Genomic DNA, 20,221 nt, shown 5'->3' on the forward strand with positions numbered 1-20,221 from the left:
GGACGCCTGGGAATCCCGGTCTGACCCTGCCCTCTCAGAACGCGAAGACGTATGCGTCGAGGCCTGCGGTGGAGGCGAGGGTTTCGAGGGTGAGGGTATTGCCCGAGCCGAAGTCGAAGACGACCATGCCGCCGATGACCGAGGCGTAGCTGGCGACGATCTCGGCCCCGGTCAGCACGCTGCCGCCGATGAGCGCCTTGTCGATCGCGATGCGGTCGTTCTGGACGGCGGTGAAATCCTCCACCCGGTCGGCGCCGGCGTCGAAGACGAAGGTATCGGCGTTCTGCCCGCCCCGCAGCGTGTCGTCGCCGAGGCCGCCGTCGAGCCGGTCGTTGTTGGCGCCGCCGTTGAGATAGTCGTTGCCGGCGCGGCCGTAGAGCCGGTCGGCGCCCTCGCGCCCGAAGAGCCGGTTGTCGCCGAGATCGCCGGAGAGCGTGTCGTCGAACCGGCTTCCCGCCAGGTCCTCGATCGAGACGTAGCTGTCGCCCGCCGCCTCGCCGGTATTGAGGCCGGGGTTCATCAGGTCGACGAGGAGTGCGGCCAGGCTCTCGGAATACTGCGCCCGGTCGCGGTTGGCCCCGCCGTCGAGCACATCTGCCCCCACCCCGCCGAAGAGCACGTCGTCGCCGACACCGCCCACCAGCGTGTCGTTGCCGGCGCGGCCGAAGACGTAGTCCACGTTCGCCATGCCCTCGATCCGGTTGGCGCCGGTCGTGCCGCGCAGGTTGTCGAAGCCCTGGCTGCCGATCAGGTTCTCGATCGAGACATAGCTGTCGCCGGCCGCCACGTTGGTGTTGATGCCGGCAAACATCAGGTCGACCCGCAGCGACCCGGTCGAGCCCTCGTAGGATACCGTGTCGGTTCCGCTGCCCCCGTCCAGCACGTCGCCCCCCGACCCGCCGTTCAGAGTGTCGTTGCCGGACCCGCCCAGCAGGCTGTCGTTGCCGCCCCCGCCGCGCAGGTCGTTGTTCGCCGCGTTCCCCGTCACGCTGTCGTCGCCGCTGCCGGCGAACACTCCCTCGACACTTTCGAATATGACGTCGAGAGCCTCGCCGGCATTGAGGGTGGGGTCGGCGAGATTGACCGTCAAGGGAGTCGTGGCCCAGGAGAAATCCGCGCAGTCGAGTCCGGTGCCGCCGACGAGCGTGTCGGCCCCGCCGGCGCCGTCGAGCGTGTCGTTTCCGTCGTAACCGACGAGCCTGTCCTTCGCCCCCGTGCCAGTCAGACGATCTCCAGAGGCGGTCCCCTCCACTTCTGCACCATCGACGAATCCGGAGAGGATCCGGTCGAGGTTGGTCACGCCGATGCGGGCGAAGTCGGCGGCGGTGAGCGGGCTGCCCTGCGTGGAGCGGACATGCAGGACCTCGCCGCGATAGCCGATCATGGCGCCGGAGTTCGTCGGAGTGACGTCAAGCTGGTCGGCGCTGCGCAACAGCGTCCAGCCGGAGAGGTCGAGCAGGTCCATCGTGGGGTCGAAATCCGCGATCGTGTCGGCCGAACCGTCGTAGTCGAGGACGAAGACATCGGCCCCGGCCCCGCCGATCAGCACGTCCGAGCCGGCACCGTCGCGAAGGATGTCGGAGCCGGAGGTGCCCGAGACCGTCTCACCGGCAGCCGTGCCGCCGACGATGCTGCCGGTGATCCCGGGCGCCATGCTGAGGTGGGTAAAGCCGGCCTCGCGGCCGCCTGCAGCGAAAACCTGGATCTGGCCTCCGGACATTGCGGCCGCGACCACGCTCACTGCGGCGAGGGTCAAGGACGCGGTGTCGGCGATCGCCCCGAGGTGATAGAGACGCCCTCCGGGCAGGAGGGCAAAGACACTTAGTCCGCCGTCGGCACCGCCGGCGATCGCGTAGCGGCGTGTTCCGTCCTCGACTGTGGCGAGGGCCGTGACCGACTGGAACCTGGTGGCGAGGTTGTCCACGATGTGGTCGGTCGGCGTGAGCCGCCCGTCCGTCTCGAGCCTGAGCACACTCAGCGAGGAACTGCCGGCACCCGCCTGCAAGATGTAGGTGTCACCGTCAAGCGTGGTCCAGCAGGTCGCGGATGGGGCATCAATTCCAAGCCCGCTCGGCGCGCCGTCGCGGTCGATCTCGGCGAGCGTTCCGTCCGCCTGGATCCGGTTCGACCGAATGGCGTCGTCTGCCGCCGAGGTGGTGATGACGTAGGGCGTGCCGCCCGCCCACGCCACCACAAGCGTGCCGGGATACGTCCCGCCGCCGGTCGCCGCGGCGGTGCGGACGGCGATGGCGAACTCGCCGGAGTCGGTGCGGACATAGGTATCGACTGCGCCGCCATCGGCATGGGCGACGAACAGGAAGCTTGTCCCGCCGAAATCGGCCGTCGCGACCGAGGTGATCCGCATGCCGGCATCGGCGAGCACGAGGCTGCCAGTACCCGCCGGATCGAGAAGGGTCAGGTCCGGCATGGCGGACGTAAGCGGCGCGAGCGCAGCGAAGTAGGACGTTCCGCCGACTTCGACCTCCACCAGTCCCTCGGCGACGATCTGCCCCATGGGCAGCGGCACGGAGCCTTGGGAAACGAGTGTGCCACCCGCCCCGATCTCGAAACGAAGGATCGCCCCGCCGTTTGCCGAAACCGCAGAAAGATGGGTGCGACCGTTCTCGACCGAGCTTTCCAGCCCGGTTATGGCAAGGGGAAGGGTGCCTCCGTTCCCGAACATGACTGCCGTCGCCGACCAGGACAGCATCGCGCCCCCCGCGCCTTGAACCGTTGACGATCTTTTCCTCCGGATGGTTAAGACAGCCTTTCGCCGGCCCTGTCCGGCAGTGCCGCGATAGCGCGAATTGTCCGCAAACGCACGCTGCATGGCAGGTGTCTTTTGACTGGACTTAAGGTCAGATATGTCCAAGATTTATTCTTGGACTTGGCAATGGCCGGCGGCCCGGCAGGGAACAAGGGGCAGGTGGGAGTGGTGACCTACCGCGACATAAAGGCGGACATCCTGGGCAGGATCACCCGGGGTGAATGGAAGCCGGGTAGCCTCATTCCGGGCGAACTGGAACTGGCCGAAACCTATGGCTCGGCCCGCGCCACGGTGAACCGCGCCATGCGCGAACTCGCCGAGGACGGGATCATCGAGCGCAAGCGAAAGTCGGGCTCAAGGGTCCGGTCGTCCCCCCTGCGGCAGGCGCGGTTCGACATCCCGGTCGTCCGGCGCGAGGTGGAGGGACAGGGCCGCAGCTACCGCTACGCCCTCGTGCGGTCGGAGGTGATCGAGGCGCCCGAGTGGCTGCGGGCGCGGCTCGCGCTCGCACCCGGCGATCCGGTACGGCACCTGGTCTGCCTGCATTTCGCCGATGGCGCGCCCTGGCAGCACGAGGATCGCTGGATCAACCTCGGCCTCCTGCCGCAGGCGCGGACGGCGGATTTCTCCGCGAGCGGCCCGACAGAGTGGCTGGTATCGCAGATTCCCTTCTCCGCCGTCGAGATCAGCATCTCTGCCACTGCGGCGGACGCGGCGCTTGCCGCCCATCTCGATTGTGGGATCGGCGATCCACTCCTGACGACCGAGCGGCTCACCCGGTGGAACGGCGAGACAGTGACTTATGTGCGTCTGGTCCACCGGCCAGGGCACCGGATGACCACGCGGTACTGATTTTCAGGTGCTTTCCCTGAGGCCCCGCACCGCGGTGCGATAGGCTGCCGTGATTTCGTCGCGGCGGATGTGGCGCCCGCCCCGAACCAAGTGACGTCCGGCCGCCCAGACTTCCGCGACCATGCCGCTGTCGCCCGCGAAGGCAAAACTGTCGAGGAGGGTGTCGCCCCGCAGCCCCTCGAGGTCGACATGGGTCGTGTCGAGCGCGAGGAGATCGGCCCAGGCCCCGGGCTCGATCCGGCCGCGGCCGCGGCCCGATGCCGTGGCACCGCCCGTCGCGACATCTTCCAGCAGCCGCCGCCCCGTTGACCGCGCGGCCGTCGCCAGCGCCGCGCGGCTGTGATCGCGCAGGCGCTGGCTGGTATCGAGTTGACGCAGTTCCTCGGCCAGCGAGATGCGGATGTTGCTGTCGGAGCCGAGTGCGATCGCGCCGTTCTCGTCGCACCAGGTGACGCCGTCGAAGATGCCGTCGCCAAGGCTCGCCTCCGTCAACGGGCAGAGTCCCGCGACCGCGCCGGTACGGGCCAGCGCCCGGGTCTCCGCCGGAAGCATCTGGGTGAGGTGGATCAGGCACCAGCGCGACGAGAGCGCGACGTTCTCCATCATCCATTCGACCGGCCGGCGGCCGAGTGCGGCCATGACCTCCGCCACCTCGCCCGGCGTCTCGGCGAGGTGCATGTGCACCGGCGCGCCGGGCCTCAGCGCCGCGAGCATGGCGAGCGTCTCCGGCGCCACCGCGCGCAGGGAATGCGGCGCAATGCCGAGAACGGTGTCGGCGGGCAGGACGCCGAGCGCCCGCTCCGCCCCCTCCACGAGCCGGGCGAAGCGGTCGGGATCGGTGCCGAAGCGCCGCTGGCCGGCGCCAAGCGGGCGGCGGTCGAGCCCGCCGAACTGGTAGTGCACCGGCAGCAGCGTCAGCCCGATCCCGGTGGTTGCGGCGGCGGCGGCGATGCGGGCCGACATCTCGGCCGGATCGGCATAGGGGCCGCCGTCCGGCCGATGGTGCAAGTAGTGGAACTCGACATTGGTGGCGAAGCCCGCCTCGAGCATCTCCATCTGCACCTGCGCGGCGATGGCCTCCACCTGCTCCGGCATGATCCGTTCGAGAAAGGCGAACATCCGCTGCCGCCAGGTCCAGAAGGTGTCGGACGGTTCGGCCCCGCGTTGTTCCGTCAGCCCGGCCATCGCGCGCTGGAACGCATGAGAATGGCAGTTGGCCGGGGCGGGAACGAGGACGCCGACCCGCAGGCAATCCGTGGTCGGCGCGGTGTCGGGTCCTACCGCGCCGACGCGTCCGCCGGGTGCGATCTCGATCAGGACGCTGTCGCGCCAGCCTTCGGGAAGTAGCGCTTCACGCGCCCAGATCCGTTGCATCGGGGAACCCGTCTTGACAGGATAATATGTGCAGACATAATACACGACATCGCAGACGATACAAGGCGCTACCGATGATTCTCCTCAATGCGGTGCTGGCGACCATGACCGAGGGCGCGGGGCTGATCCCCGATGGCGCCGTGATTGTCTCGGGCGAGCGCATCCAATGGGCCGGACCGCGGGCTGACCTTCCAGCGGCGAAGGGGGAGCAGGTCGACCTCGGCGGTCGCCTGGTCACGCCGGGGCTGATCGACTGCCATACTCATCTCGTCCACGCCGGCGACCGCGCGCGCGAATTCGAGATGCGGCTAGAGGGTGCGAGCTACGAAGATGTGGCGCGCGCCGGCGGCGGGATCGTCTCGACCGTCCGCGCCACGCGTGCGGCGAGCCAGTCCGAGCTGGAGGAGAGTGCGCTGGCACGGCTCGACCGGATGCTGGCCGAGGGGGTGACCACGCTTGAGGTGAAGTCGGGCTACGGCCTCACCGTCGCGGACGAGCTGAAGATGCTGCGCACCGCCCGCGCGCTCGGCCGGCAGCGCCCGGTCGGGGTGGTCACGAGCCTGCTCGCCGCCCATGCGGTCCCGCCCGAATACGCCGGCCGCGCCGATGCTTACCTCGATGAGGTCTGCATCCCCGCCCTGCACGCCGCCCATGCCGAGGGGCTCGCCGATGCGGTGGACGGCTTCTGCGAGGGCATCGCCTTTTCACCTGAGCAGATCGGCCGGGTCTTCGACGCTGCCCGGGCGCTCTGCCTGCCGGTCAAGCTTCACGCCGAACAGCTCTCGAACCTCGGCGGCGCGGCACTCGCGGCCAGATACGGGGCGCTGTCGGCCGACCATCTCGAGTATCTGGACGAGGAGGGCATCGCGGCAATGGCCGCCGCCGGCACCGTCGCTGTCATCCTGCCTGCTGCCTTCTACACGCTTCGCGAGACGAAACTGCCGCCGATCGACCTTCTGCGACGGCACGGGGTGCCGATGGCCGTGGCCACCGACATGAACCCCGGCACCGCGCCGATGACCTCGCTCACGCTTGCGATGAACATGGCCTGCACCTTCTTCCGTCTGACGCCGGAGGAGGCGCTGGCGGGCGTCACCCGCCATGCCGCCGCCGCGCTCGGGCTGGCCGATCGCGGCCGCATCGCTCCGGGCCTGCGCGCCGACCTCGCCGTCTGGGACGCGGCGCATCCGGCCGAGCTTTCCTACCGGATCGGCGCCACGCCCCTTCACACCCGCATGTTCGGAGGCCGCCTTGACGCCTGAAACCCTCGTCCCCGGCGCCACCGCGCTTTCCCAACTCGAGCGGATCTGGCGCGGCGGCGCTCCCGCCCGGCTCGCCCCTTCGGCCCGTGCCGGGGTCGAGGCCGCCGCCGCCCGGGTGGCCGAAGCCGCCGCCGGCTCCGCGGCGGTCTATGGAGTGAACACCGGCTTCGGCAAGCTCGCCCACCTGAAGATCGCGCCCAAGGACACGGCGAAGCTCCAGGAAAACCTGATCCTGTCGCATTGCTGTGGCGTGGGCGAGCCGATCCCGGCGAACACGACACGGCTGATGATGACGCTGAAACTGCTCAGCCTCGGCCGCGGCGCCTCGGGTGTGCGCTGGGAACTGATCGAGCTTCTCGAAGCGATGCTGGCGGGCGCGGTGACGCCGGTGGTGCCCGCGCAAGGGTCCGTGGGCGCGAGCGGCGACCTTGCGCCCCTGGCGCACATGACCGCCGTGATGATCGGCGCGGGCTTTGCCGAATACGGCGGCCGCATCCTGCCGGGGGGCGAGGCGCTCGCGGCCGCGGGGCTCGCCCCGGTGCCGCTTGGCCCGAAGGAGGGTCTCGCGTTCATCAATGGCACGCAGTTCTCGACCGCTTTCGCGCTCGCAGGGCTTTTCGGCGCCTGGCACGCGGCGCGATCGGCGCTGGTGATCTCGGCCATGTCCACCGATGCGATCATGGGATCGACAGCACCCCTCCAGCCCGAGATCCACAGCCTGCGCGGCCATGCGGGCCAGATCGAGGCCGCCACCGCCATGCGCGCGCTGCTCGATGGCTCGGCGATCCGCGAAAGCCATCGCGAGGGCGACACGCGGGTGCAGGACCCCTATTGCATCCGCTGCCAGCCGCAGGTGACGGGGGCCGCGATGGACATGCTGCGCATGGCCGCAGGAACGCTGGAGGTCGAGGCGAACGCGGCGACCGACAATCCGCTCGTCCTGTCGAATGGCCGGATTGTCTCGGGCGGCAACTTCCATGCCGAGCCCGTGGGATTCGCGGCGGACATGATCGCGCTCGCCGTGGCCGAGATCGGCGCCATCGCCCAGCGCCGGGTGGCGCTGATGGTCGATCCGACCCTCAGCCACGACCTTCCGCCGTTCCTGACGCCCGCCCCCGGCCTCAACTCCGGCCTGATGATCGCCGAGGTGACGACGGCGGCGCTGATGAGCGAGAACAAGCACCTCGCCAATCCCTGCGTGACCGATTCCACGCCGACCTCGGCCAACCAGGAGGATCATGTCAGCATGGCCGCCCACGGCGCGCGACGGCTGGGGCAGATGGTCGGGAACCTCAACCGCATCCTCGGGGTGGAGCTTCTCTGCGCCGCGCAGGGGGTGGAGTTCCGCGCCCCCCTTGCCACCTCGAAGCCGCTGCAAAAGGTGCTGGCCCGGTTGCGGCAGGAGGTCGCGCCGATCGGAGCGGACCGCTACCTTGCCCCCGACCTCGAGACGGCGGCCAGGCTCGTCGCCGACGGCACGGTTGCCAATGCTGCAGGGCTCGCGCTTCCGGACCTTCGCCGATGACACCGGTGGAAGTGATCCGCGGCGACGGCGCCCTCGTCCTCGGCCAGCCCCATGGCGGGACCAGGCTGCCCGAGGATATCGCGGCGCGGCTGAACCGGACCGGCCGGGCGCTGGCGGACACGGACTGGCACATCGGCCGGCTCTATGACGGGCTCGCGCCCGGCGCGACGGTGGTTCGGGCGACCTTCCACCGCTACGCCATCGATGCCAACCGCGACCCTTCGGGCGGCTCGCTCTATCCGGGGCAGAACACCACTGGCCTCGTGCCACTGACGGACTTCGACGGTCGCGCCATCTGGGCCGAGGGGCAGGAGCCCTCCGCCGAGGAGGTCGAGGCGCGCCGCGCCGCCTTCCACGCGCCCTATCACGCAGCGCTTGCCGCGGAACTGGCGCGGGTGCGCGCCCGGCACGGCTTCGCGGTTCTCTGGGACTGCCACTCGATCCGGTCGGAGATTCCGTTCCTCTTCGAGGGCGTCCTGCCGGCGCTCAACATCGGCACCGACGGCGGCCGCACCTGCGCGCCGGAGATCGAGGCCGCGGCGGTCGGGTGCGCCGCCTCCTCGCCCTATTCCAGCGTCCTCAACGGCCGGTTCAGGGGCGGCTGGACAACCCGCCACTACGGCCGGCCGGAAACCGGGGTCCATGCGATCCAGATGGAGATCGCGCAGTCCGCCTATCTCACGGAAGAGGCTCCGCCCTGGAGCTACGACACGCGCAAGGCCGACCGGCTCCGCCGCTGGCTGAAGCATATTCTTGACGCGGTCGCCGACGCCGCGGCCGAGCTACCGAAGGACGCACGCCCATGACCGACCCTCGCCACAACCTGCGCGACATCTATCCGCCGACCGGCCCCGATCGGACCGCGAAGAGCTGGCAGACCGAGGCCGCGATGCGGATGCTGATGAACAACCTGCACCCCGACGTGGCCGAGAACCCGCACGAGCTCGTCGTCTATGGCGGCATCGGCCGGGCGGCGCGCACCTGGGAGGATTTCGACCGGATCGTCGCCACGCTCAAGGACCTGGAGGCCGACGAGACGCTGGTGGTGCAGTCCGGCCGCCCGGTCGCGGTCATCCGCACCCATGCCGACGCCCCGCGCGTGCTGATCGCCAATTCGAACCTTGTCCCCCACTGGGCGACCTGGGCGCATTTCAACGAGTTGGACCGCAAGGGGCTGATGATGTACGGCCAGATGACGGCTGGAAGCTGGATCTACATCGGCACGCAAGGAATCGTGCAGGGCACCTACGAGACCTTCGCCGAGGCCGGGCGTCAGCACTACGGCGGCGACTTGAAGGGCCGCTGGATCCTGACCGGGGGCCTTGGCGGCATGGGGGGCGCGCAGCCCCTCGCCGCGGTCATGGCCGGGGCCTGCTGCCTTGCCGTCGAGGTGGATGAGACGCGGATCGATTTCCGCATCCGCACCCGCTACCTCGACGCCAAGGCCAAGACGCTGGACGAGGCGCTGGCGCTGATTGCGGAGTGGACGGCGGAGGGCGAGGCGAAGTCGGTCGGGCTCTTGGGCAACGCGGCCGAGATCTTCCCCGCGCTTCTCGCGCGGATGCAGGCCGGGGGCCCGCGGCCCGACATCGTCACAGACCAGACCTCGGCGCACGATCCGCTGCATGGCTACTGCCCGGCGGGCTGGACGGTGGCCGAGTGGCGCGCGAAGCAGGAGACCGACCCCAAGGCGGTCGAGACGGCGGCGCGGGCCTCGATGCGGGCGCATGTCGAAGCGATGGTGGGTTTCTGGAACGCGGGCGTGCCCACGCTCGACTACGGCAACAACATCCGCCAGGTCGCGAAGGAGGAAGGCTTCGAGAACGCCTTCGCCTTCCCGGGCTTCGTGCCCGCCTATATCCGGCCGCTCTTCTGCAAGGGGATCGGCCCCTTCCGCTGGTGCGCGCTCTCGGGCGACCCGGACGACATCCGCCGGACCGATACGGCGATGAAGCGGCTCTTCCCCGAAAACGCCCATCTGCACCGCTGGCTCGACATGGCGGGAGAACGGATCGCCTTCCAGGGCCTGCCGGCCCGCATCTGCTGGATCGGTCTCGGCGACCGGCACCGGGCGGGGCTGATGTTCAACGAGATGGTCGCATCGGGGGAACTGAAGGCCCCGATCGTGATCGGGCGGGACCATCTGGACTCGGGCTCCGTCGCGAGCCCGAACCGGGAAACCGAGGCGATGAAGGACGGCTCGGACGCGGTTTCCGACTGGCCGCTTCTCAATGCGCTGGTCAACACCGCCTCCGGCGCCACCTGGGTCAGCCTGCACCATGGCGGCGGCGTCGGGATGGGGTTCTCCCAGCATGCCGGCGTCGTGATCGTCGCCGACGGCACGCCCGAGGCCGCGAGGCGGCTGGAGCGGGTCTTGTGGAACGATCCGGCCAGCGGCGTCTGGCGCCATGCCGATGCCGGATACGACACCGCCATCCGGTGTGCGAAGGACCACGGGCTTCGCCTTCCCGCGATCCTTGGCAACTGAACCCCGGGGCGGCCGGCCCCGGAAGGGCGCCGGCCGGTTCCACCAGTTCAGGGGATCAGGCGCGCGATGATCAGGTCCGCGGCCTCATCGGCACTCGTCTCGGTCGTGTCGATGCGGATCTCGGGCGCCTCGGGGGCCTCGTAGGGTGAATCGATGCCGGTGAAGTTCTTCAGCTGACCGGCCCGCGCCTTGGCGTAGAGTCCTTTGACGTCGCGGCCCTCGGCCACCTCCAGCGGTGTGTCCACGAAGACCTCAAGGAACTCGCCCGGCTGCATCATGCCGCGCACCATCTCGCGCTCCGACCGGAACGGCGAGATGAAGGCGGTAATGACGATGAGCCCGGCATCGGTCATCAGCTTGGCCACCTCGCCCACCCGGCGGATGTTCTCCACCCGGTCGGCCTCGGTGAAGCCGAGATCCTTGTTCAGCCCGTGGCGGACGTTGTCACCGTCGAGGAGGAAGGTATGCCGGTTCATCCGCGCCAGCTTCCTTTCGACGATGTTGGCGATGGTGGACTTGCCAGAGCCGGAAAGGCCCGTCAGCCACAGCACCGCCGGCTTCTGGTTCTTCATCGCCGCGTGATGATCCCGGCCGATGTCGGTTGCCTGCCAGTGGATGTTCTGCGCCCGGCGCAGCGCGAAATGGATCATCCCCGCCGCAACCGTATGGTTGGTGTGCTTGTCGATGAGGATGAAGCCGCCGAGGTCGCGGTTCTCGGCATAGGACGCGAAGGGAATCTGACGGTCGGTCGTGACCACCGCCACGCCGATCGCGTTGAGGTCGAGCGTCTTCTTGGCCAGATGTTCCTGAGTGTTGACGTTGATCTCGAACTTGGGCGCGTGGATCGTGGCCGAAACCGTCTGGGTGCCGATCTTCAGCCAGTAGGCCCGGCCCGGCACCATCTCGGCCTCGTCCATCCAGACGATCGTCGCCTCGAACTGGTCGGCGACCTCGAGCGGCGCCTGCGCCGCGACGAGCACCTGCCCGCGGGAGCAGTCGATTTCGTCCTGGAGCGTGAGCGTCACCGATTCCCCGGCCACCGCGAGGTCGCGGTCGCCCTCCTGGCTGACGATTCGCGCGATCTTCGATGTCTTGCCCGAGGGCAGCACCCTCACGGCGTCGCCGGGCCGCACCTGCCCGCTGGCGATGAGGCCGCAGAAGCCGCGGAAATCGAGGCTGGGGCGGTTGACCCATTGCACCGGCATGCGGAAGGGGCCGGCCTGATCGCGGGTATCCTCGACCTCCACGGTCTCCAGATACGGCAGCAGTGCAGGTCCCTCGAACCAGGGGGTGTTCGCGCTCGGCCCGGTGATGTTGTCGCCCTTGAAGCCGGAAATCGGGATGGCGGTGAAGTCCGCGATGCCGATGCTCCGGGCGAAGGCCGCGTAGTCGTCTCGGATGCGCTCGAACACGGCCCGGTCGTAGTCGACGAGGTCCATCTTGTTCACCGCCAGGACGATATGGCGAATGCCGAGGAGATGAACGAGATAGCTGTGCCGCCGGGTCTGTGTCAGCACACCCTTGCGGGCGTCGATGAGAATCACGGCGAGATCGGCGGTCGAGGCGCCGGTGACCATGTTGCGCGTGTACTGCTCGTGGCCGGGCGTGTCGGCGACAATGAACTTGCGCTTCTCGGTGGCGAAGAAGCGGTAGGCAACGTCGATGGTGATGCCCTGCTCGCGTTCCGCGGCGAGCCCGTCGACGAGGAGCGCGAAGTCGATCTCCTGGCCCTGCGTGCCCATCTTGCGGCTGTCGGCCTGCAGCGCGGCAAGCTGATCCTCGAAGATCATCTTGCTGTCGTAGAGCAACCGCCCGATCAGCGTGGACTTGCCGTCATCGACGGAGCCACAGGTGATGAAGCGCAGCATGGTCTTGTGCTGATGCGCCTCGAGATAGGCCTCGATATTCTCGGCGATAAGCGCGTCGGTCTTGTAGATCGGATCCTGGGTCGTCATGGCGGTCCTGTCTGGCTGTGGCGGAGGCGGAGAAGCGGTCAGAAGTAGCCTTCCTGCTTCTTCTTCTCCATCGAGGCGGCCTGATCGTGGTCGATCGCCCGGCCCTGCCGTTCCGAGGTGGTGGTCAGGAGCATTTCCTGGATGACCTCGGGCAGCGTCCGCGCCTCGCTCTCCACCGCGCCGGTGAGCGGGTAGCAACCGAGGGTGCGGAAGCGCACCGAGCGCATTTCGGGCGTTTCGCCCTCGCGAAGCGGGAAGCGCTCGTCATCCACCATCAGGGTCAGCCCGTCGCGCACCACGGTCGGGCGCGGCTCGGCAAAGTAGAGCGGCACGATCTCGATCCCCTCGAGGTAGATGTATTGCCAGATGTCGAGTTCGGTCCAGTTCGAGATCGGAAAGACCCGGACGCTCTCTCCCTTCGCCTTGCGGGCGTTGTAGAGCCGCCAGAGCTCCGGGCGCTGGTTCTTCGGATCCCAGCGGTGATTGGCGGAGCGGAAGGAAAAGACGCGTTCCTTGGCGCGGCTCTTCTCCTCGTCGCGGCGGGCGCCGCCGAAGGCCACGTCGAAGCCGTACTGGTCGAGCGCCTGCTTCAGCCCCTCGGTCTTCCACATGTCTGTGTGGAGCGAGCCGTGGTCGAACGGGTTGATGCCCTTCGCCAGCGCCTCGGGGTTCTGATAGACGATCAGGTCCATCCCCGCCGCCTTCGCCGCCCTGTCGCGCAGCGCATACATGTCGCGGAACTTCCAGGTCGTGTCGACATGGAGGAGCGGGAAGGGGGGCGGCGCCGGGTAGAAGGCTTTCTTGGCCAGATGCAGCATCACGGCGCTGTCCTTGCCGACGCTGTAGAGCATCACGGGTTTCTCTGCCTCGGCGACAACCTCGCGCAGGATGTGGATGCTTTCGGCCTCCAGGCGTTGCAGGTGGGTCAGGGTCTTGATGGTCATGCGGCGCCTCAGTGAATCCGGTTGACCTGCCGCGTAAAGCAGCAGAGAAGCAAAAGAACCCCCCATATGGGGGGGGAATGTGTTCGGGGGGCTTGGCGATGTCGGAGGAGTCCGACCTGATCGAGGCGCTACTGGCCGCAGCCACCGGCCATGTGGGCCATGGCGAGACCGGGCCGCAGGACCTCTGGCCGGCTTTTCTCGACCGGCTGGCGGCGGCGATCTCGGCCGACGGCCTTTGTCTGGTGGCGTTCGATCAGGACCGCGCCTCAGGCCGCTGGCAGGTTGGCCGGGTCACCGCCCCGCCGGACCTTGCCGCGGTTGCCCGGATGCGGTTGGACCGGGTCTATTCGCAGGTCGACCTGCCGGGCGCCGAGGGCGACCGGATGCCGCTGAGGTGGCTGCGCAGCCCGATGCCGGGGGGCGGTTCCGCGGTCCTCGTGGCCGAACGGCAGGGCCGCGACTTCCGTGCCGTCGACGGTGCCCGCCTCTCCGGCCTCGGCCGGTTCGTGGCGCGGGCGCTTGCCGGCTGGCGGCTCCTGCGTGCCGAACGGGCGCACGCGGCATTCGACCGTATGGCGGCGCAGCGCCTCGGGGTCGGATGGCTCTTGCTTGGCCCATCGGGCCGTGTCCGTGCCGCGTCGCCCGGGCTCGCCGAGGGTCTCGCGGCACGGGCCGGGCTCCGCCTGCGGGCCGACGGTTGGCTCGATTTCACCGACGACGAGATGGCGCAGGCCTTCGGCCGGGCGCTGGCAGCGGCACAGGCGGGGGATGACCGGGCAGGCGGCACGCGCTCGGGCGTCCTCGTTCCCACACGCGACCCGGCGATCCGCCTCGCGATCCGCGCCGAAGACCAGCTTGGCGACCGCGCGCTCGTCGCCTGGGTCCGCTGGCAGCGTCCGGCCGGAAACGAGCCGCCCGACCGGATCGCCGCCGCCTTCGGCATCAGCCGCAGCGAAGCCCGGCTCGCGGCCCGGATCGCTGACGGGATGAGCCTCGCGGAAGCCGCGGCGGATCTCGGCTGGACGATCGAGACGGCCCGCAGCACATCGAAACAGCTCTTCGCGCGAATGGGTGTGGAGGGGCAGACGGGCGTGGTGCGCGAGATGCTCTCAAGCCCGATCTGGCTTGCGGCGGGACGCTGAGCCGGAAGGCCAGGCGGGACAACGGCTGCCCCCGGCCTTCCCGAATGTATTACCGCCCCTCGATCCGCCGCCGCACCGCTTCCGGCCGGCCCGGCAACGCAAGCTGCGCGTCATTGCGCGCGCGACGGGAGACGATCTTGCCCTTCGACACCACGGCGAGGCGCTCCGGGCGGAGCCGGATCGCCTCGGTCGGGTTCCCGGCATCCAGCACGACGAGCGAGGCGATGCAGCCCTTTCCCAGTCCGTAGCCCTCAAGGGCCATGATCTTCGCGTTGTCCTCCGTCACCATGCGAAAGCAGCGCGCCATCTCCTCGGGGTGGGTCATCTGCGCGACATGGAGGCCCATGAAGGCCACGTCGAGCATGTCTGCGGTGCCCAGCGAATACCACGGGTCCATCACGCAGTCCTGGCCCCAGCCCACGGTGATGCCATGGGCCTGCATCTCCTTGACCCGTGTCAGGCCGCGGCGCTTGGGGAAACTGTCGTGTCGTCCCTGTATTGTGATGTTGATCAGGGGATTGGGGATCGCGGTCATCCCCGATTCGGCGATCAGCGGCAGGAGTTTCGAGACATAGTAGTTGTCCATCGAATGCATCGAGGTCAGGTGCGACCCCGCCGCGCGGGCGCCGAGACCGTGGCGCGTCACCTCCGCTGCCAGTGTCTCCACATGCCGGCTCATCGGATCGTCGCTTTCGTCACAATGCACATCGACCCTGAGACCGCGGTCGGCGGCCATGCGGCAGAGGTCGCGCAGGGACTCCGCGCCGTCGGCCATCGTGCGTTCGAAATGCGGGATGCCGCCGACGACATCGAGCCCCATGTCGAGCGCACGGATCAGGTTCTCGCGTCCCGTCCGGCTGCGGTAGAGGCCGTCCTGCGGAAAGGCCACGAGCTGGAGGTCGATGTATCCGGCGACCCGGCGCCTGACCTCCAGCATCGCCTCGACGGTGCGCAGATGGTCCGGCGTCGTGTCCACGTGGCTGCGGATCGCCAGCAGCCCCATCGAGGCGGCCCAGTCGCAGTAGGTGAGCGCGCGGGCGACCATGTCCTCCACGCTCGCTAGCTCCCGCAACTCGCCCCAGAGGGCGATGCCTTCGAGCAGCGTGCCGGACCCGTTCACCCTCGGGATGCCGTAGGAGAGTGTTGCGTCCATGTGGAAATGCGGGTCGACGAAAGGCGGCGAGACGAGGTCGCCGGTCGCGTCGATGACCTCGCGCGCCGCGCCCTCCACCCGGCCCGTCGCCACGATCCTGTCACCCCGGATGGCGATGTCGGAGACCGTGCCGTCGGGAAGCGTGCCCCCCTTGACGAGAAGGTCGAACATTCAGCGTTCCCCCTTGTTGAACGGGACCATCAGCGCGGCCGGAACCTCGGCGCGGCGCGACATGAGGACGAGCGCGAGGATGGAGAGGATGTAGGGAACCATCAGGAACACCTGATAGGGCACGTAGGCGCCCATCGGCGTCTGCTGGAGCCGCACCTGAAGCGCGTCGAAGGCCGCGAAGAGAAGTGCGCCAAGCGCGGCCTTGCCCGGCCGCCAGGCGCCGAAGACGACCAGCGCGATGCAGATCCAGCCGCGCCCGTTCACCATCTCGAAGAAGAACGACGAGAAGGCCGACATCGTCAGGAACGCGCCGCCGATCGCCATGAGGCCCGAGCCGACGATGACCGCGCCCATGCGCATCGCGGTGACGGAAAGGCCCTGCGCCTCGACCGAGGCCGGATTCTCGCCCGCAGCCCTGAGCGCGAGGCCGAGGGGCGTGCGGTAGAGTACGACGGAGACGACGGCGATGAGGACGAAGGCGAGGTAGGTAAGCGGGGTCTGCGCGAAGAATGCGGGGCCGATGAGCGGAAGCTCCGAAAGGCCGGGAACCGGAAGCGGCTGGAACGGCACGATCTTCGGTGGCGACGTGACCTCGGGCAGCGACAGGCGGTAGGCGAAGGCCGCCGTTGCGGTGGCGAGGAGCGTCACGCCGAGACCCACGACATGCTGGGAAAGCCCGAAGGGCACCGTGAGCGTGGCATGGACCAGTCCGAAGAGCATCCCCGCCAGCATCGCCACCAGAACGCCCGTCCAGAGTCCGAAGCCGAGGTAGACGGTCATCCAGCCGGTGAAGGCGCCGATGACCATGATACCCTCGATGCCGAGGTTGAGGACGCCCGCGCGTTCGCAGATGAGCTCGCCCAATGTGGCGAAGATCAGGGGCGAGGCGATGCGCACGGCGGCGGCCCAGAAGCTCGCGGTGAGGATGATCTCGAGGATGTCCATCAGCGCCACCTGATCTTCGTGCGGGTGAGGCGGATCGCCAGCACCATCGTCAGGAGTGCCGTCGCCGTCAGGATGTCGGCGATGTAGGTGGGAACGCCGGCCGCGCGGCTCATGCTGTCTGCGCCGACGAAGACACCGGCGACGAAGATCGCGGAGAGGACGACGCCCAGCGGGTTCAGAAGCGCGAGCATGGCGACGATGATCCCGGTGTAACCGAAGCCGGGCGAGAGGTCCAACGTGAGGTTGCCCTTGAGCCCCGCGACCTCGGAAAAGCCGGCGAGTGCCGCGAGCCCGCCGGAGAGGACCGCAGTCTTGATCATCACGCGGCCTACCGGAATGCCCGCGAAGCGCGCCGCCTCGGCATTCAGCCCGACGGCGCGGATTTCGTAGCCGAGCGTGGTGCGGGTCTGGATCACCCAGACGGCAAGGGCCGAAAGGATGGCCAGCGCGAAACCCCAGTGGAGCCTGAGTCCCTCCACGATCCGGGGCAGGCGCGCGGCCTTCTCCAGCGCGGGCGACTTCGGCCAGCCCATCCCCATCGGGTCCTTCAGCGGTCCTTCGAGAAGCAGCGACACGAACAGCAGCATGATGAAGTTGAAGAGGAGCGTGGTGACAACTTCGTCGACGCCGGCCCGCGTTTTCAGAAGCACCGGTCCGAGAAGGACGAGCGCGCCCGCGACCATCGCGGCAAGCGCAATCACCGGCAGGAGGAGCGCCGAGGGCAACGGCAGCGCGCCTGTGCCCAGCAGCACGGTGACGATGGCGCCGGCGTAAAGCTGCGCCTCGGCCCCGATGTTCCAGAGCTTCGCGCGGAACGCGACGGCAACGGCGAGGCCGGTGAAGATCAGGGGCGTGGCGCGATTGAGCGTTTCGAGCAGCGCGAATTTCGACCCGGCCGCGCCCTTCACGATCAGGCCGAGCGTGGCGAAGGGGTTGGCCCCCGCCAGAAGCGCCAGAAGCGAGGCCATGAGGACCGTCAGTGCCAACGCGGCCGCGGGCAGGCCCACCCTCCGCACGAGCGAGGGGTTGGCGATCGGCTCAAGCCGCATCGGCGCCTCCCCGCGTGTATTCGGGCCCGAAACCGTGACCGGCCATCCAGCCGCCAAGCCCGGCAGGTGTCATCGTGCCGCGCGGGAAGGCGGGCGACAGCCGGCCCTCGTAGATGACGTGGATCACGTCAGAAAGCGCCATCACCTCGTCGAGGTCTTCCGAAATGAGGAGCACCGCGGCACCCTTGTCGCGCGCGGCGATCAGGCGGTTCTGGACGAAGGTCACGGCGCCGATGTCGAGCCCGCGCACCGGCTGGTTGGCCAGGATGATCCGCGGCTCGGCCTCCAGCGCGCGGCCGAGGATGAGCTTCTGCATGTTGCCGCCGGAGAGGAGGCGGATGCGGGCGGCGGGGCCGGGGCAGCGGACATCGTAGGTCGCGATGATCCTCCGCGCAAAGTCCTCGGCGGCGCGCCAGTTCATCCAGCCCCTGCGGCTGAAGGGCGCGTCCGCGTAGCTCTCGAGCACGGCATTCTCGGTCAGCGTGAAGTCGGCCACGGTTCCGGTCCTGTGCCGGTCCTCGGGGATGCGGGCGATTGCGGCGGCGAGCGCGGCGCGGGGCGACCAGTCGGCGGGCGGCGCGCCGTCCAGTTCCATGCTGCCCCGAACCGGCGTCTCGAGCCCGCCGATGAGCGCGGCAAGAGCGGTCTGGCCGTTGCCGGACACTCCGGCGAGGCCGGTGATCTGACCCGCGCGCAGCGCGAGCGTCACGCCTCTCAGCCCGGGCGCGTTGCCCCGGCGGGGTGTGTCCACCTCCGAGAGTGTCAGGAGCGCCGGGCCTGGCGCCCTTTCCGAAAGCCGGGGTGCAGCGATCTCGGCCCCCACCATCATCTCTGCCAGCCGGTGCCGGTCGGTGTCGGCGGTCGCCACTTCGCCGACCAGCCGCCCGTGGCGGAGGACGAGTACGCGCGAGGAAATCTCCATCACCTCGCCAAGCTTGTGCGAGATGAAGATGACCGAAAGGCCCTGCGCGACCGCCTTCCTCAGCGTCTCGAAGAGCGCCGAGGTCTCCTGCGGCGTCAGCACCGCCGTGGGTTCGTCGAGGATCAGGATGCGAGCGTCGCGGTAGAGTGCCTTAAGTATCTCCACCCTCTGCCTCTCGCCGACGGACAGCGCGCCGACGCGGGCGTCGGGATGGACCGCCAGCCCGAAGTCCCGCGACAGCCGGGCAACCTTCGCCCGTGCGGCGCGCGCGCCGAGCCGCGGCGCAAGAAGCGGCCTGGTGCCGAGAAGGATGTTCTCCAGCGCCGTCATGTTGTCGGCCAGCGTGAAGTGCTGGTGCACCATGCCCACCCCCGCGGCCAGGGCGGCGCGAGGATGGCCGGGGGGCAGCGGCCGGCCGAAGACCTCGACCGTGCCCTCGTCGGCCGTGTAGTGGCCGAAGAGGATGTTCATCAGCGTGGTCTTGCCCGCGCCGTTCTCGCCGAGTAGGGCGATGACCTCGCCCTTTCCCAGCCCGAAGCTGATCGCGTCATTGGCCAGAAGCGGCCCGAAGCGCTTGGTGATGCCGTCGAGGCGGAGGACGACCTCCGCCCCCGTTTCCGGTGCCATCAGGACGACTTCGGCTCTTCGTCGTTGATCTCGACAGTGAAGGAGCCGTCCTTGATTGCCGCCTCGCGCTCGGCCACGAGTTTCATCGCGGCTTCGGGCACCTTGCCTTCGAACGTGCCCAGGGGGGCGAGCGAGCAACCGCCTTCCTTCATGTAGGAGTAGACGCCGTAGTTGTCGGCCTTGAACTCGCCGGCCGCGACCTTGGCAAGCGCGGCGTCCAGCGTCGGCTCGAAATGCCAGAGCGCCGAGGCGACGACCGTGTCGGGATAATCGGCCTGCGTGTCGATCACGTTGCCGATCGCCAGGACGCCGCGTTCCTTTGCCGCGTCGGAGACGCCGAAGCGCTCGGCGTAGAGCAGGTCGGCGCCGCCGTCGATCATTGCGAAGGCGGTCTCCTTGGCCTTCGGCGGATCGAACCAGGAGCCGATGAAAGAGACCTGGAACCTGATGTCGGGGTTCATCTCGCGGGCGCCGGCCATGAAGGCGTTCATCAGGCGGTTGACCTCGGGGATCGGGAAGCCGCCGACCATGCCGATGTTGCCCTTGGTCATCGCGCCGGCGATGATGCCCGAAAGGTAGCTCGCGTCCTGGATGTAGTTGTCGAAGACCGCGAGGTTCGGGTGCGCTTCGTCGGGCGGGAAGGACGAGCCGAGGAGGAACGCCACGTCGGGATACTCGTCCACGACCTCGCGCGCTTCCTGTTCCACCCCGAAGATCTCGCCGACGATCAGCTTGTAACCCTGTTCGGCATACTCGCGCATCACGCGCGGATAGTCGGTGTTCGCGGTGTTCTCGGTGTAGACGTATTCGGCCGTGCCCGCGGCCACTGCGGCCTCGGCCGCCTTGTGGATGCGGCTCACCCACTGCTGCTCGACCGGCACGGTATAGATGCCGGCGACCTTGACCGGATCGGCGGCGAAGGCGCGCATGGGCAGACCCACGAGGCCCGTCGCCGCCACGCCCGCACCGGTTGCCATGAGGTGACGCCGGCTGATTCCGGCCCTGAGCAGTCTCGTCATTTCAGCCCCCTGTTGGATGGCGCCTT

The 20,221-nt window shown here is 68.8% G+C and carries 15 protein-coding genes; 6 read left to right on the forward strand and 9 right to left on the reverse strand.

The features are described from left to right. Positions 1 to 34: 34 nt before the first annotated feature. Positions 35 to 2,710, reverse strand: a complete 2,676-nt coding sequence (locus ACMUOO_RS01070) for a hypothetical protein (RefSeq protein WP_413854727.1) — start codon at positions 2,708 to 2,710, stop codon at positions 35 to 37. Positions 2,711 to 2,893: 183 nt separating this feature from the next. On the opposite strand from ACMUOO_RS01070, the gene ACMUOO_RS01075 reads away from it, so the two are divergent. Then, complete coding sequence (locus tag ACMUOO_RS01075; protein WP_413854729.1) at positions 2,894 to 3,619, forward strand: GntR family transcriptional regulator; 726 nt, start codon at positions 2,894 to 2,896, stop codon at positions 3,617 to 3,619. Positions 3,620 to 3,622: 3 nt separating this feature from the next. On the opposite strand, the gene ACMUOO_RS01080 is transcribed toward ACMUOO_RS01075, so the two are convergent. Further along, positions 3,623 to 4,993 (reverse strand): formimidoylglutamate deiminase, encoded by a 1,371-nt coding sequence (locus ACMUOO_RS01080; RefSeq protein WP_301917408.1) that lies wholly within the window; start codon positions 4,991 to 4,993, stop codon positions 3,623 to 3,625. Positions 4,994 to 5,067: 74 nt separating this feature from the next. On the opposite strand from ACMUOO_RS01080, the gene hutI reads away from it, so the two are divergent. From hutI to hutU, 4 genes are read left to right on the forward strand one after another with little or no spacing between them, the layout of a single operon-like run. After that, the gene (gene hutI / locus ACMUOO_RS01085) at positions 5,068 to 6,255 is read left to right on the forward strand and encodes an imidazolonepropionase (protein WP_301917407.1); all 1,188 of its coding nucleotides are present in this window, start codon (positions 5,068 to 5,070) and stop codon (positions 6,253 to 6,255) included. Beyond that, a complete protein-coding gene (gene hutH / locus ACMUOO_RS01090) occupies positions 6,245 to 7,780 on the forward strand; it encodes a histidine ammonia-lyase (RefSeq protein WP_301917406.1) in 1,536 nt (511 codons plus the stop codon). Before hutI ends, hutH begins: the two co-directional genes overlap by 11 nt. Next, positions 7,777 to 8,586: an N-formylglutamate deformylase gene (gene hutG, locus ACMUOO_RS01095; protein WP_301917405.1), complete on the forward strand. Its 810-nt coding sequence runs from the start codon at positions 7,777 to 7,779 to the stop codon at positions 8,584 to 8,586. The genes hutH and hutG overlap by 4 nt, the downstream gene beginning before the upstream one ends. Then, positions 8,583 to 10,268, forward strand: coding sequence for a urocanate hydratase (gene hutU / locus ACMUOO_RS01100; RefSeq protein ID WP_301917404.1), 1,686 nt, complete (start codon positions 8,583 to 8,585; stop codon positions 10,266 to 10,268). Before hutG ends, hutU begins: the two co-directional genes overlap by 4 nt. 47 nt (positions 10,269 to 10,315) lie before the next feature. Here hutU and cysN read toward each other — a convergent pair whose 3' ends face one another. After that, complete coding sequence (gene cysN, locus ACMUOO_RS01105; RefSeq protein ID WP_301917403.1) at positions 10,316 to 12,223, reverse strand: sulfate adenylyltransferase subunit CysN; 1,908 nt, start codon at positions 12,221 to 12,223, stop codon at positions 10,316 to 10,318. Between the two features lie 38 nt (positions 12,224 to 12,261). Further along, positions 12,262 to 13,167: a sulfate adenylyltransferase subunit CysD gene (gene cysD, locus ACMUOO_RS01110; protein ID WP_301917402.1), complete on the reverse strand. Its 906-nt coding sequence runs from the start codon at positions 13,165 to 13,167 to the stop codon at positions 12,262 to 12,264. 98 nt (positions 13,168 to 13,265) lie between these two features. On the opposite strand from cysD, the gene ACMUOO_RS01115 reads away from it, so the two are divergent. Further along, positions 13,266 to 14,309 (forward strand): helix-turn-helix transcriptional regulator, encoded by a 1,044-nt coding sequence (locus tag ACMUOO_RS01115; RefSeq protein WP_413854734.1) that lies wholly within the window; start codon positions 13,266 to 13,268, stop codon positions 14,307 to 14,309. 49 nt (positions 14,310 to 14,358) lie between these two features. On the opposite strand, the gene ACMUOO_RS01120 is transcribed toward ACMUOO_RS01115, so the two are convergent. Genes ACMUOO_RS01120 through ACMUOO_RS01140 form a run of 5 tightly spaced genes read right to left on the reverse strand, consistent with a single transcriptional unit; the run spans position 14,359 to position 20,195 of the window. Continuing rightward, positions 14,359 to 15,633: an amidohydrolase family protein gene (locus ACMUOO_RS01120; protein ID WP_301917400.1), complete on the reverse strand. Its 1,275-nt coding sequence runs from the start codon at positions 15,631 to 15,633 to the stop codon at positions 14,359 to 14,361. Further along, positions 15,634 to 16,578, reverse strand: coding sequence for an ABC transporter permease (locus ACMUOO_RS01125; RefSeq protein WP_301917399.1), 945 nt, complete (start codon positions 16,576 to 16,578; stop codon positions 15,634 to 15,636). Continuing rightward, positions 16,578 to 17,627, reverse strand: a complete 1,050-nt coding sequence (locus tag ACMUOO_RS01130; protein ID WP_301917398.1) for an ABC transporter permease — start codon at positions 17,625 to 17,627, stop codon at positions 16,578 to 16,580. Before ACMUOO_RS01130 ends, ACMUOO_RS01125 begins: the two co-directional genes overlap by 1 nt. Then, complete coding sequence (locus ACMUOO_RS01135; protein WP_301917397.1) at positions 17,617 to 19,176, reverse strand: ABC transporter ATP-binding protein; 1,560 nt, start codon at positions 19,174 to 19,176, stop codon at positions 17,617 to 17,619. The genes ACMUOO_RS01130 and ACMUOO_RS01135 overlap by 11 nt, the downstream gene beginning before the upstream one ends. Beyond that, the gene (locus ACMUOO_RS01140; protein WP_301917396.1) at positions 19,176 to 20,195 is read right to left on the reverse strand and encodes a BMP family protein; all 1,020 of its coding nucleotides are present in this window, start codon (positions 20,193 to 20,195) and stop codon (positions 19,176 to 19,178) included. Before ACMUOO_RS01140 ends, ACMUOO_RS01135 begins: the two co-directional genes overlap by 1 nt. Between the last annotated feature and the right edge of the window lie 26 nt (positions 20,196 to 20,221).

The sequence above is a fragment of the Albidovulum sp. genome, from assembly GCF_041919395.1.
Lineage (GTDB): Bacteria > Pseudomonadota > Alphaproteobacteria > Rhodobacterales > Rhodobacteraceae > Albidovulum.